Here is a 12,924-nt window from a genome sequence, read left to right on the forward strand (position 1 = left end):
TCTTCCGCCAGCCTAGAACGAGGCCGTGGACTGGCAAATCAATTCTTCATTCGCACGCGGCAAAGGTCTGTCCGAAGGTTCAGCGGGCAGCGTCATGACGGGCATCAGCTTGCGCAAGCCGTCGTGGTGGCGGCGCAGCCCATATTCGAGATCGGAGAGGTGGAAGCCCTCGAAGGCCTCCGACTTCATCGACTCGTTCGACCAGATCGAAAGCTGCTGGTCTTCCGCCGAGGTGAAGCGGTCGATGCGGAAGGCGAGGTAGCGCGCCAGCCGCGTGGCGCGGCTTTCATTGGGCCAGCGGTACATGCGGCCGGAAAGCCGCGTACGCCCGGGGCCCAGCGGGATCTCCTGATAGAACTGCGCTCCTTCCGGCGTCACCGCGAAGACCGCATTGGGGAACAGCCCGTAATAGGTCCAGGCCTTCTGCAGATGCAGCGGAAGATCGGGGCGCGGCGGCGAGATGCGCGCGTAATTCTTCACCGACCAGCCGCGCGCCGCACCCTCGTCGAACCAGCCGATCGACACCGACAGCCCATCCTTCAGGTGCAGGTCGCGATAGGTGCGGCCATAGAGTTCCTGCAGGCCCGGATGGGCGAGCGCCACGTGATAGCCCTCGTTATCGACGTCACGCACCGACTTCCAGTTCACCGGAAGTTCCGCCGTCCAGTCGAGGTTGCGCGCCGGCAGCAGCTTCTCGAGGCCGTAGGCAGCGAAGTCGGTTTCGTAGGGAGCGAGCAGTTCGGAAACCGATGGCTGCGGGCCCGGCTTGAAGCGGATGAAGATGAAGCCTTGGAACATCTCCATCTCGATCGGCTTCAGTCCGAAATCCTCGCGCTTCAACTCGCCGAAGCTCGAAGGCCGCGCCGCGCCGCGCAAGGATCCATCGAGATTATAGACCCAGCCATGGAACGGGCAGACGATGGCGCCCTTGCAATGGCCCTTGCTGCCATCGACGACGCGGGCGCCGCGGTGGCGGCAGAGATTGTGGAAGGCGCGCACCACGCCGTCCTGCCCGCGCATGATGACGGCGCGCTCGCCCAGCATGTCGAAGGAGAGCCAGTCGCCCGCCGCCGGAATGTTGCCGACATGGCCCACCACCTGCCAGTGGGTGAGGAACAGCTGGTCGCGCTCGAGGTCGAAGAGCGCCTGCGAATGATAGGTCCAGGCGGGCAGGCCGCCGCGGTCCCAGCCGTTTGGAATGGCAATGGTGTCGTAGGGAAGTCCGGTCATGGTTCAGGCTCCATTGCCTTGCGCACCCATTGGTGGAAGCGGTGGATCTCGTATTCCTCGGGCATCAGCCGCGCCGCGCGGAAGGCGGGCGAGCGCATGCCGCGCTGGTTCATTTCGGAAGCCGCGCCATCCTGCTCGATGACCAGCGTGGCGAAGGCGGCGACAGCCGCGGCATCGAAGCCCGGCTGGGCCAGCGTCTCCCGGCTGAAATGCCATTCGGCCACGAGGCGCGTGCGCTCCGGCGCCACGGGCTCGATCCGCACCGAGCGCACATAGTCTGCATGGGCCACCACATAGGCGGCAGGCCACAGCGTCACGAACGTGTAGCCCGCCAGCCGCTCCGCCTCGGAGAGACCGGGGAAGATGGGCCCGCAGGGCGCGCCACTCGTGGTCCAACTTGTTGCGCCAGGGCGCAGGCGGGAGTTTGGCGGGTCTTCCGGCGTCCAGCCAAACGCTTCGGACGGGCCCATGATGCCTTTGCCATAGACCGGCGCCATGTCGCAGAGTTCCGGGTGGATGCCGGGGCAATGCAGGCACTCGGAATAATTTTCCCAGAAGGTTTTCCAGTTGCAGGCGATCTCCGTCTGCCAGCGATGGCCCGTGACGAGCTCCGCCATGGGCCAGTTATCGAGCGTGTTGAGGCCCACGCCGGCGTGAAGCTCCCCGGGTTCCGCCGCGAGATTGAGAAACAGGAAGCCATTCCAGGCGCGGCAGGCAACACGCCTCAGGCCATGCGCCGCGCGATCGAAGTCGGGAGCCGGAACAGCATGGCCCGTGGCCACGAGAGCGCCGTCCGAGGCCGAAAAGGAGAAGGCGTGATAGGGACAGCGGATAAGCTTTCCCACCACGCGTTCTTCGCCACGGCACAGTTCGGAGCCGCGGTGCGGGCAGGAATTATGGAAGGCGGAAAGGGCGCCATCAGCAGCGCGGACGACAATCACCGGGGCCGTGCCGATGGACACGCGGCGCATGAGCCCGGGCGCGAAATCCGCGACGCGCCCCACCATCACCCAGTGGCGGGAGAACAAGCTCGCCATCTCGCGGCCGAACCAGCCAGGGTCGAGATAGGCGGCGCGCGGCAGGCCGTCCGGGCAACGCGCGAGGCGCGGCGAAAGCGGGTGTCGTTCCTGACCCATCTCATACTCCCCGGCTCCTGCAGATGTCGTTCGTCGGGCCGAAGGCCTTCACGCTGCCATTCCACTGGCTGAATTGTCAATCAAGTTGTTGCCAGTTTGACGGTTTGTGCCGATACTTTAGGAACGAAGAATGATCCGAGACTTCCCGTGACCCGTCCCGCGTCCGCACCGCTGCTCCGCACCCCGCGAACCCTGAGCCGTGAAGAGCGGCGCATACAACTGCTTGAGGCGACGCTGGAAACGATATCAGAATGTGGCCTGTCGCGGACTACGCTCACCGCGGTGGCGCGCCGCGCCGGGCTTTCGCACGGGCTTGTGCTGTTTTACTTCGAGAGCAAGGAGAGGCTCCTCGTCGAAACGCTCGGCTATCTCTCGGATGAATACCAGGCCAACTGGCGCGCGGCGCTGGCGTCTTCCGGCCCCGCTCCGGAGCAGCAGCTAATGGCCCTCGTCGAGGCCGACTTCAGCCCGCAGGTGTGCCAGCCCAGCCGGGTGAATGCCTGGTCCGCCTATTGGAGCGAGGCGCAGAGCCGGCCGCTCTACATGTCCAAATGCGGCGAGAACGATGCGCTCTACGCCCGCACCATGGAAGCGGTGTGCACCGCGCTGAACGCTGCGCATGGCTATACTGCGCCGCCCATACGCGCCGCGCGGCTGATCCGGCTCGCCATCGACGGCACCTGGCTCGAAATGATGACCCTGATCGAACCTTACGATCAGGCGGAGGCCAAGCGCACGGTGTGGACCCTGGTAAGCCTGCTCTACCCGCGCCATTTCGGGGCGGAAGGGCCGTTCGCCGCCGCCGGCTGAGGCCTTGCCGCAGCCCGGCGTCAGGAGCTACTGATTGTCGTTCTGGCCCGGATAGAAGAATTGCTGGTCGAAGGGCGTCCAGCCCGGCCGCCTGGTCCAGCTGGGGTAGATGCAGCGGGTCACGCCGCAGCGCAGCTGTGCCGGGTGGCGTGACTGCCAGGCGGTGGCATCTTCCATCACCTTCTGGCGCACGCTGACGCTCAGCTGGTTAAAGTGCTGATCGCGCAGCAGCGGCGCCAGGGGGTGGCCACCGGCCGCCGCAAGCTCGAACCAGAACAGCGCCTTGGCAATATTCTGCTTCACGCCGCGGCCGCCGCCATAGAAACGGCCGGCCATGTACTGCCCGTCGGCCAAGCCCTGCGCACCCGCCCGTTTATAGAGCGCCAGCGCCATGGTCAGGTTGCGCGGCACGCCGGCGCCGTTGTCATACATGGCGCCCAACGTGAATTCGGCATAGGGGTCGCCGCGCTCGGCGAGCGGCTGGATGATCGCCACCGCCACCGCGTAGTTGCGGGCGTGATAGGCGTTGACGCCCCGCCACAGCTCCCCCGCCGCAGCGGGCTGGACGCACAGGAGCAGGGCAATCGCGGCGATGAGCTTTTTCATCCGGCATCCGGGAGAATCATGACTTGGCCACTCTACCGCGATTTCGCGGAAAAAATGAGAGGCCGTTGTCAACCAAGCCGCATCTTCGCAGGCGCGAGACGGGCGGCTTGCTCTGTTTAGCGATTTGGTGTTCAGTAAACATAATCGCTAAACAGAGAACCCGCCGTGGCGCTTCCCCTCGAACCCCTGCTCGACACGATCTCGGCCCGCATCATCGCAGCGGCCGATGAGCTGACGGCACTCGACTCCGCCATCGGCGATGCCGACCATGGCCTCAACATGAAGCGCGGCTTCGAGGCGGTGCAGGCGGAGAAAGCGAACATCCTCGCCAAGCCCACAGGCGAGGCGCTCAAGACAGTGGGCATGACACTGGTGATGAAGGTGGGCGGCGCCTCGGGCCCGCTCTATGGCACGCTGTTCATGACGCTCGGCAAGGAACTGCCCGAAAACCCCACACTCGCCGACATCGGCCGCGCCCTGCAGGCCTCCGTCTCGGCGCTCAAGGCCCGCGGCAAGGCGGAACTCGGCAACAAGACCATGCTCGATGTTCTCGGCCCCGTGGCCAGCCATCTCGAATCCGGCTCGGCCAGCTTCGACAGCGTGCGAGCACTTGCCTCGGAAAGTGCGAAGGCCACCGTGCCCCTGAAGGCGATCCGCGGCCGCGCCTCCTTCCTCGGCGAGCGCTCCATCGGCCACATGGACCCCGGCGCGCGCTCGAGCGAGATCATGATCACGGCTGTCTGCGATGTGCTGGAGGGCAGGTCATGACGGTGGGCATCGTCATCGTGTCGCATTCGCCCGATGTGGCCAAGGGTGCCGCCGACATGGTGCGCCAGATGGTGGGCAACGAGGTGCCGCTCGGCTTCTGCGGCGGCAACCCCGATGGCGGCCTCGGCACCAGTGTGGAGAAGATCCTCGCCGCCATCGATGCCGCCTGGTCGGAGGACGGCATTGCCATCCTCGTCGACCTGGGCGGTGCGGAGACCAACAGCGAAATGGCCATCGAGATGCTGCCCGGGGAGAAGCAGAAGAAGATCGTCATCTGCAATGCCCCCGTCGTCGAGGGTGCTGTCATGGCCGCGACCGAAGCCTGGGGCGGCGGCTCGCTTGCTGACGTCAAGCGCACCGCAGAGGAGCTGTCCCCGCAATGAGCGAGACGGCGGAAGGATCGGTGGTCATCACCCATGATGTGGGCCTCCATGCGCGCCCCTCGGTGAAGCTGACGAAACTCGCCAAGGGCTTTGCGTCCACACTCGAGATCGCGGGCGCGGCCCACGGCCCGTGGATCGATGCCAAGAGCATCGTCAAGGTCATGGCGATGAAGGCGAAGCAGGGCTCGACCCTCTTCGTGCGCGCCGCGGGCGCCGATGCGCAGGCCGCCGTCGATGCGGTGACCTCACTCGTGCGCCGCGACTTCGACGAAGCGGGCGATGGGCATTAGCCACCAGGGCATCGCAGCCTCGGACGGGCTGTTCATCGGCCCGGTGCGGCGGCTTGGGAGCGCACAACAGGAGCGGCAAGGCACCGGCGATGCAGCCTCGGAACGCGAGGCGCTGGAGCTGGCCATCGCCCGTGCCATCACCAGCCTCGCGGCCCTGATGGAACGCGTCGAGGGCGAAGCGCAGGACATTCTCGGCTTCCAGGTGGCGATGCTGGAGGATGATGCGCTCGCCGCCCCCGCCCTTTCCGCCATCGATCAAGGAACAGCGGCGCATGTTGCCTGGGCCGCAGCGCTCGATGGCGAGATCGCAGGCTATGAAGCATCGGACGATGATTACTTCCGCGCCCGCGCCGCCGACTTGCGCGACATTCGGGACCGCGTGCTGCGGCAACTCGCTGGCGAGCACGCGGCAGGCACAGTGACGGGTGCGGTTCTCGTGGGAGACGACATCGCGCCCACCGCCTTCCTCGAAACCGACTGGTCCGCGGGGGGCGCCATCGCACTCCTGCAGGGAAGCACCACGAGCCATGTCGCCATGCTGGCCCGCGCCCGCGGCATTCCGATGGTGACCGGTCTTGGTGAGCTGCCATCCAACATCACGATCCTTGCCGTCGATGGCGGACGCGGCGCCGTTCTGTCCGATCCCGATGCCGCACAGCGCGCGCAATTCGATGCCGCGCTGGACTCCGACGCGCGCGCGCGCGCCAGCGAGGAACAGTTCCGCTTCCGGCCGGCGGCGCGGCGCAACGGCGAGCGCATCGATCTCCTGATCAATGTCGCGGGCGTCGAGGAGCTCGATCGCATCGACCATGCCGCCTGCGACGGCATCGGCCTCATGCGCTCCGAGTTCCTGTTCCGCGACGGCGCGCCGCTGCCGGACGAGGAGACGCAGTACCGTGCCTACCGCCGCTTCGCGGAATGGGCGCAAGGCCGGCCCGTCACCATACGCACGCTCGACATCGGCGGCGACAAGCCGGTGCGCGGGCTGACGCCGGAGGGCGAGTCCAATCCATTCCTGGGCCTGCGCGGCGTGCGCCTCACACTGGCGCATGAGAGCGTGTTCCGCACCCAGCTGCGCGCCCTGGCGCGCGCCGCCGAGCATGGCAATCTCAAGGTCATGCTGCCCATGGTGACGGTGCCGGACGAGATCACTCGCAGCGCCGCGCTGCTCGATGCCTGTATCGCGGAACTCAAGGCTGAGGGCATGGCCTGCCACAGGCCGCCGCTCGGCATCATGGTGGAGGTGCCCGCCGTTGCGGTGATGCCCGAACTGTTCCGCGCCGCCGCCTTCTTCTCCATCGGCTCCAACGACCTCACGCAATATGTCACCGCCTCCTCGCGTGACGACGCGCGCGTGGCGGCGCTGAACGATCCATCGCATCCCGCCGTCACCGCCCTCATCGCCAGGGTGGCGCTCTTCGGCCGCGAGGCCGGCATTCCGGTCAGCCTGTGCGGCGACATGGCCAGCGAACCCCGCCATCTCGCGGCACTGTTGGAGACAGGTCTCACGTCGCTGTCCGTGGCGCCCGCGCGCATTGCCCGCCTCAAGGCGGCGATCGCGGAGCTCTGACATGGCCCATCCGGCGCCCAGCCAGACACCGCAGGATGCGGTCGCCGCCTACAAACGCCTGCTGGCGGCGATCATCGACCGCCGCCCCTCCGGCACACGCCAGCGGCTGGCGACGGCCCTCGCCAAGAACCGCAGCTTCGTCAGCCAGATCACCAATCCCGCCTATCCCACACCGATCCCCACGAGCCATCTCGCGCAGGTCTTCGAGGTGTGCCATTTCTCGGCTGCCGAACGCCAGGAGTTCACCAGGCTCTATGCGCGCGCGCATCCGAAGAAGATGCTTGCGGAGAAGCCTTCGCGCGCGGCGCCAGCGGTGGAGCTGCCGGACCTCGGCGACGAGACGAAGAACAAGAAACTGCACGGGCTGGTCAGCGCCTTCGTGCGGGACATTGCAAGGCTGATCGAGGACGAACGGGAGAAAGGGAAACGGCGATGAAGAAGCTCATCAACGACGTATCGAACGTGCTGACCGAGAGCCTCGATGGCTTCGTGGCGGCGCATCGCGACATCATTGCGCTGGGTGACGAGCACAAGTTCGTGCGGCGCAAGGTGCTGAAACCGGGCAAGGTGGCGCTCCTGTCGGGTGGCGGGTCCGGCCATGAGCCGCTGCATGCGGGCTTCGTCGGCCACGGCATGCTCGATGCGGCCTGCCCCGGCCAGGTCTTCACCTCGCCCACGCCCGATCAGATGATCGCCGCCGCCGAGGCCGTCGATACGGGTGCGGGCGTGCTCTTCATCGTCAAGAATTACGAGGGCGACGTCATGAACTTCGACATGGCGCGCGAAATGGCGGGCCGCGACATCGAGACCGTCATCACCGATGATGACGTGGCCGTCGAAAACTCGCTCTACACCACCGGCCGCCGCGGCGTTGCCGGCACGCTGGTGGTCGAGAAGGTGGTGGGTGCCGCCGCCGAACAGGGTGCGAACCTCAAGACACTGAAGCAGCTGGGCGACAAGGTGAACCGCGCGACGCGCTCCATGGGTGTGGCGCTGACCAGCTGCACCGTGCCCGCTGCCGGCAAACCCACTTTCGACATCGGCCCCGCCGAAATGGAAATGGGCGTGGGCATCCATGGTGAACCCGGCCGCCGCCGCGTGGCGCTGCGCTCCGCTGACGAGATTGCCGAGGAGATGGTGGCCGCCATCGCCAGCGACCTTGGGTCAAAGGGCAACGCTCTGCTCTTCGTCAACGGCTTCGGCGGCACGCCGGCGATGGAGCTCTACCTCATGTATAACTCCGCCAGGGCGCAGCTCGCCAAGCACGGCATCACCCCGGTGCGCTCGCTGGTCGGCAGCTATGTCACCTCGCTCGACATGGCCGGCTGCTCGATCACTGTCACACTGCTCGACGACGGGATTGCCACGGCCTGGGATGCGCCGGTGCACACCCCCGCCCTGCGCTGGGGCCTTTAACGCTGGCCGAGGAGCGTTGCGGTCGAGAAGGCCTGCTGCAGCTGCTCCTCGGTCATCAGCCCTTCGGAAAGCACCACGTCGCGGATCGAGCGGCGTGATGTCAGCGCTTCCTTCGCCACCCGGCTCGCCGCGGCATAGCCGATATAGGGGTTGAGTGCCGTCACGGTGACCAGCGAGCCTTCCAGAAGTTCCTGGCAGCGCTCGCGGTCCGCCTCGATGCCGGCCACGCATTTCTCGCGCAGCACCGCCATGCCCCGGAGCAGCATGCGCATCGACTGCATGATGTTGAGCACGATGACGGGCTCCATCGCATTGAGCTGCAGCTGCCCCGCCTCCGCCGCCATCGTCACGGTGAGATCATTGCCGATCACCTGATAGGCGATCTGGTTGACGACCTCCGGGATCACCGGGTTCACTTTGCCGGGCATGATGGAGGAACCCGCCTGCACCGCCGGCAGGCGGATTTCGCCCAGCCCCGCGCGCGGGCCGGAGTTGAGGAGGCGCAGGTCGTTGCAGATCTTCGACAACTTGACCGCGATGCGCTTCAGCACGCTCGAGAAGGTGACGAAGGCGCCGAGGTCCGAGGTCGCCTCGATCAAGTCCGCCGCCGGCACCATGGGCACGCCGGAAATTTCCGCCAGGTTGCGGATGACGCGCTCGGAATAGCCCTCGGGCGTGTTGATGCCGGTGCCGATCGCCGTGCCGCCCAAGTTCACCTCGCGCAACAGGCTTGCGAATTCCTTCAGCCGCTCGATGTCCTCGGCAACCGTCACCGCGAAGGCGCGGAACTCGGAGCCCAGCCGCATCGGCACGGCATCCATCAGCTGCGTGCGGCCGACCTTGATGACATCGTCGAATTCCTTCGCCTTGGCCATGAAGGCATCGACCAGCAGCTTCTGTTCCTCGATCAGCGCCGGGCAGGCCCGCAGCACGGTGAGGCGCACCGCGGTGGGGTAGACGTCATTGGTCGACTGCGACAGGTTCACGTGGTCGTTGGGATTGACGATCGAGTATTCGCCGCGCGGCTTGCCGAGCAGCTTCAGCGCCAGGTTGGCGATCACCTCGTTGGCGTTCATGTTGGTGGAGGTGCCGGCCCCTCCTTGCAGCATGTCGACCACGAAGTCATGATGCTCGTCTCCTGCGATCACCAGGTCGCAGGCGGAGACGATGGCCTGGGCGATCTCCGGCTTCAGCCGCCCGAAGTCGCGGTTGGCCAGCGCCGCCGCCTTCTTGACCATGGCCAGCGATTCGATGAGCTCGGGGAAATGCGAGAGCGTGATGCCGGTGATGGGGAAGTTCTCCACCGCCCGGGCGGTGTGGATGCCGTAGTCGGCCTCCGCCGGAATCTCCATCTCGCCGATCGAATCGCGTTCGGTGCGCATGCGCCGCGTCATCATCAAAGCTCCCATTTCGCCGTTGACCGTTGCCGGAACGTTCTTCATCTTCATTACTCAAACATAGGATGGAACGGAGCTTGCCGCCCCTGAAATCGGCGCAAGGCTCTGTTTGGCATGAAACGCATGGATCGAACGCATCCGGCTCCCCGGCCCGACGGCCGCCAGTCCGCCACCGCGCTGACGATCCAGCGCGGGGTGGCCCGCCTTTTGCGCGCGTCAAGCTTTGCGGTGCTCCCGGAATTCACGCTGGCGTCGGGCCGCCGCGCCGACATCGTGGCGATTTCCGATTCAGGCGAGATCTGGATCGTCGAGATCAAGTCCTCGCCCCAGGACTTCCACAGCGATGCGAAATGGCCCGAATACCGCGGCTGGTGCGACCGGCTGTTCTTCGCGATCCCGGCCGGCATGGCGCCGGAGATCATGCCCGCCGGGGCAGGCCTCATCATTGCCGACAGCTGGGGGGCTGACATTGTCCGCCACACGCAGGCAATGAGCCTCCACGCCTCGCGCCGCAAGGCGCTGACGCTGGCCTTCGCGCGAGCGGCGGCGCTGCGGCTGCACGGGCTTTATGACCCGCTGGCCAAGTCCCTCTGACTATTTCGGGGCGCGTTTCGCCAGGATGCGCTGCAGCGTGCGGCGGTGCATGTTGAGCCGGCGCGCCGTTTCGGAGACATTGCGGTTGCACAGTTCATAGACGCGCTGGATGTGCTCCCAGCGCACCCGGTCGGCCGACATCGGATTGTCAGGCAGGGCGGCGCGCGTATCTGTGTCGCCGACCAGCGCGGCATGGACGGCGTCGGCATCGGCGGGCTTGGCCAGATAGTCGATGGCGCCGAGCTTCACCGCGGTCACCGCCGTGGCGATGTTGCCATAGCCCGTCAGCACCACGGCCCGGGCCTCGGGCCTTGCCTGGTGCAATGCCTCGATCACATCGAGGCCGTTGCCATCGGCGAGCCTGAGATCGACCACCGCGAAGGAAGGGGAGGAGCGCTTCACATGCGCCACGCCCTCGGCCACCGATTCCGCCATCAGCACTTCGAAACCACGGGTTTCCATGGCGCGCGCAAGCCGCGACAGGAAGGGCTTGTCGTCATCGACAAGCAGCAGGGTCTTTTCGGCAGGGATCGCAGCGTTGGTCATTCAGGCGCAGCCTGTGTGGGTTATGTGGGGGCGCCAGCGCTCTCTAGCTTCTGGAGGGCGCAGGTTCAAACACTTCCACTACGCAATCAGGCGCGTCCGAGATCAACCAGCGCCCGCGGCCAGACAACATGCACCACCGCACCATGCTCCGGGCTGGGCCGGTTGGCCAGCGACACCGTGGCGCCAGAGCGTTCCAGCAGAGTCTTGGCGATGAAGAAGCCGAGCCCCATTCCCTCGTGCCGCCCGGCCTCGCCCGTCTCTTCGCCATAGCCGGGCCTGGTGGTGACGAAGGGATCGCCCAGCCGGTCGAACACGTTTTGGTGGAAGCCCGGCCCATCGTCGCGCACGGTAATCGACACTTGGGCGGGCGTCCAGCGGGCATCGACCTCGACCCGCGCCGCGGCGAAATCGACGGCATTTTCGAGCAGATTGCCAAGCCCATAGGTAATGGCAGGGTTGCGCCGGAACACAGGCTCGCTGCCCAGCGCCTTGTCGCCGAGATCGGCCGAGCTCGTCACCGCGATCACGGCATCGGGGCCGCGCAGCGGCGCCACCAGGTCCTCGATCATGGCGAGGATGGCGGTGCGCTGATACATCTCGTCGGTCTGCGCCTCGCGGTTGGCGAGCCTCGCCAGAATCTCGCGGCAGCGCGCCGTTTGGCTGATGAGGAGGTCGATGTCCTCCGTATGCGGAGCATCCGCCGGCAGTTCGCGCTTCAGCTCCTTGGCGACAAGCGCGATGGTGGCGAGCGGCGTTCCCAGCTCATGCGCGGCGGCCGCCGCCATGCCGTCGAGCGCCGAAAGCCGCTGCTCGCGCGCCAGAACGAGCTCGGTGGCGGAAAGGGCCGCCGACATCTGCCGCGCTTCGTCGGAAATGCGCCGGGCATAGATCGCCGAGAACACCACGCCGCACATGATGGCCGTCCACATGCCGCCGATATAGACGTTGGGAAGCTCGAACTTTTCACCCGGCGCCCAGGGCAGCGGAAAATGGCGGAAAGCGAGGAAGCTGGCGCAGGCGAAGGCCATCAGCCCCAGCCACAGGGTCCAGCGGTTGGGGAGCGACGTGGCAGAGATGGTGACGGGCACGAGGAACAGGAAAGAAAAGGGATTCTCCAGCCCGCCGGTGAGAAACAGCAGCAAGGCCAGTTGCGCCACGTCATAGACCAGCAGAAGGCCCGCATGGCTCTCATGCAGCCTGACACTCTTGCGCCAGCGGATGGTGAGAAAGATGTTGAGCCAGGCGCTGAGGGCGATCGCGGCAAGGCAGAGGCCCAGCGGCAGCGGAAAACCGAGGGCGAAATGCACGCCCAGCACGGCGCCCGCCTGCCCGACGATGGCGAGCCAGCGCAGGCGCACCAGCGTCCTCAAACGCAGCATGCCGATCTCGGCGCCGGCCGAAACCGGCCTCGGGTCGATAGCGAGATCCTGGGGCATTAGGCTCCTTCGGCACGGGGGTTCCGGTTCAGTCGCGCCCAGTCTAGACATATGTGCAGGTGGATTGAAGGAAGAACACCGATGCCGCGCCGCCCCGTCCTCATCTTCGCCGCCCTGGTCCTGCTGCTGGCCGCGGGGCTCGGCGGCTTTGCCTTCATGGGAGGCAGTCTGCATGGCCCGCAAGGCGCCGGCACGGCGCTGGTTGGCGGCCCCTTCTCGCTTCTCGACCAGGATGGCAAGCGCGTCACCGAGAAAGACTTCCGCGGCAAGTACATGCTGGTGTTCTTCGGCTATACCTATTGCCCGGACGTGTGCCCCACCGAACTGCAGGTGATGATGGCGGCACTCGACCAGCTGGGGCCGCAGGCGGACCGCATCCAGCCGGTTTTCGTGTCGATCGACCCGGCGCGTGACACGCCGGAGGTGCTGAAGGCCTATGTCGGAAACTTCGGCCCCCGCCTCATGGGCCTCACCGGCACGCCCGGGGAGGTTGCCGCCATGGCCAAGGCTTACCGGGTCTTCTACGCCAGGGCCTCCAACGGCAGTTCGTCCACGGACTATCTCATGGACCACTCCAGCATAATCTACCTGATGGGACCCGACGGCAGCTTCGTCAGGCACATGGCCTACACCACCGACGCCCAAAAGCTCGCGGCGGACCTGAAGGAAGCACTAAGAACTTCCCCCTAAAGTCTGGAAATGACGGGTTGCTCCCGTGAGGGGGAGTTGCTAGCGTCCCGTG

Annotated in this window: 15 protein-coding genes; 9 read left to right on the top strand and 6 right to left on the bottom strand. The window is 66.3% G+C overall.

What is annotated here, in order from left to right:
* Positions 1–12: 12 nt before the first annotated feature.
* On the bottom strand, positions 13–1,230 hold the full coding sequence (locus IOC82_RS14010; protein WP_290546818.1) for an aromatic ring-hydroxylating dioxygenase subunit alpha: 1,218 nt from the start codon (positions 1,228–1,230) through the stop codon (positions 13–15).
* Positions 1,227–2,366 carry an aromatic ring-hydroxylating dioxygenase subunit alpha gene (locus IOC82_RS14015; protein ID WP_290546819.1) on the bottom strand — a complete coding sequence of 380 codons (1,140 nt, stop codon included), beginning with the start codon at positions 2,364–2,366 and terminating at the stop codon, positions 1,227–1,229. Before IOC82_RS14015 ends, IOC82_RS14010 begins: the two co-directional genes overlap by 4 nt.
* 147 nt (positions 2,367–2,513) lie before the next feature.
* Here IOC82_RS14015 and IOC82_RS14020 point away from each other — a divergent pair, with 147 nt between their 5' ends.
* A complete protein-coding gene (locus IOC82_RS14020; protein WP_290546820.1) occupies positions 2,514–3,176 on the top strand; it encodes a TetR family transcriptional regulator in 663 nt (220 codons plus the stop codon).
* Between the two features lie 27 nt (positions 3,177–3,203).
* Here the strand turns inward: IOC82_RS14020 and IOC82_RS14025 are convergent, their stop codons facing one another.
* Positions 3,204–3,782 carry a tetratricopeptide repeat protein gene (locus IOC82_RS14025; RefSeq protein WP_290546821.1) on the bottom strand — a complete coding sequence of 193 codons (579 nt, stop codon included), beginning with the start codon at positions 3,780–3,782 and terminating at the stop codon, positions 3,204–3,206.
* A gap of 165 nt (positions 3,783–3,947) precedes the next feature.
* Here IOC82_RS14025 and dhaL point away from each other — a divergent pair, with 165 nt between their 5' ends.
* The 6 genes from dhaL to dhaK are packed head-to-tail and all read left to right on the top strand — an operon-like array spanning position 3,948 to position 8,209.
* Positions 3,948–4,550, top strand: a complete 603-nt coding sequence (dhaL, locus tag IOC82_RS14030; protein WP_290546822.1) for a dihydroxyacetone kinase subunit DhaL — start codon at positions 3,948–3,950, stop codon at positions 4,548–4,550.
* Positions 4,547–4,933: a dihydroxyacetone kinase phosphoryl donor subunit DhaM gene (dhaM, locus tag IOC82_RS14035; protein ID WP_290546823.1), complete on the top strand. Its 387-nt coding sequence runs from the start codon at positions 4,547–4,549 to the stop codon at positions 4,931–4,933. The genes dhaL and dhaM overlap by 4 nt, the downstream gene beginning before the upstream one ends.
* Positions 4,930–5,223 carry an HPr family phosphocarrier protein gene (locus tag IOC82_RS14040; RefSeq protein ID WP_290546824.1) on the top strand — a complete coding sequence of 98 codons (294 nt, stop codon included), beginning with the start codon at positions 4,930–4,932 and terminating at the stop codon, positions 5,221–5,223. Before dhaM ends, IOC82_RS14040 begins: the two co-directional genes overlap by 4 nt.
* A complete protein-coding gene (gene ptsP, locus IOC82_RS14045) occupies positions 5,213–6,793 on the top strand; it encodes a phosphoenolpyruvate--protein phosphotransferase (protein WP_290546825.1) in 1,581 nt (526 codons plus the stop codon). Before IOC82_RS14040 ends, ptsP begins: the two co-directional genes overlap by 11 nt.
* 1 nt (position 6,794) lies before the next feature.
* Positions 6,795–7,229, top strand: a complete 435-nt coding sequence (locus tag IOC82_RS14050; protein ID WP_290546826.1) for a hypothetical protein — start codon at positions 6,795–6,797, stop codon at positions 7,227–7,229.
* Positions 7,226–8,209 (top strand): dihydroxyacetone kinase subunit DhaK, encoded by a 984-nt coding sequence (gene dhaK / locus IOC82_RS14055; RefSeq protein WP_290546827.1) that lies wholly within the window; start codon positions 7,226–7,228, stop codon positions 8,207–8,209. Before IOC82_RS14050 ends, dhaK begins: the two co-directional genes overlap by 4 nt.
* Here the strand turns inward: dhaK and IOC82_RS14060 are convergent.
* Positions 8,206–9,651 carry an aspartate ammonia-lyase gene (locus IOC82_RS14060; RefSeq protein WP_290546828.1) on the bottom strand — a complete coding sequence of 482 codons (1,446 nt, stop codon included), beginning with the start codon at positions 9,649–9,651 and terminating at the stop codon, positions 8,206–8,208. The genes dhaK and IOC82_RS14060 overlap by 4 nt on opposite strands.
* A 69-nt stretch (positions 9,652–9,720) precedes the next feature.
* On the opposite strand from IOC82_RS14060, the gene IOC82_RS14065 reads away from it, so the two are divergent.
* Entirely contained in the window at positions 9,721–10,200 is a 480-nt protein-coding gene (locus IOC82_RS14065; protein ID WP_290546829.1) for an MmcB family DNA repair protein, read from the top strand.
* Here IOC82_RS14065 and IOC82_RS14070 read toward each other — a convergent pair whose 3' ends face one another.
* Complete coding sequence (locus tag IOC82_RS14070) at positions 10,201–10,746, bottom strand: ActR/PrrA/RegA family redox response regulator transcription factor (RefSeq protein WP_290546830.1); 546 nt, start codon at positions 10,744–10,746, stop codon at positions 10,201–10,203.
* Between the two features lie 86 nt (positions 10,747–10,832).
* Positions 10,833–12,182 carry an ActS/PrrB/RegB family redox-sensitive histidine kinase gene (locus tag IOC82_RS14075; protein WP_290546831.1) on the bottom strand — a complete coding sequence of 450 codons (1,350 nt, stop codon included), beginning with the start codon at positions 12,180–12,182 and terminating at the stop codon, positions 10,833–10,835.
* A gap of 81 nt (positions 12,183–12,263) precedes the next feature.
* Between IOC82_RS14075 and IOC82_RS14080 the strand changes: the two genes are divergently transcribed.
* Positions 12,264–12,872 carry an SCO family protein gene (locus IOC82_RS14080; RefSeq protein WP_290546832.1) on the top strand — a complete coding sequence of 203 codons (609 nt, stop codon included), beginning with the start codon at positions 12,264–12,266 and terminating at the stop codon, positions 12,870–12,872.
* Positions 12,873–12,924 lie beyond the last annotated feature (52 nt).

The sequence above is a fragment of the Aestuariivirga sp. genome (assembly GCF_020252395.1).
Lineage (GTDB): Bacteria > Pseudomonadota > Alphaproteobacteria > Rhizobiales > Aestuariivirgaceae > Aestuariivirga.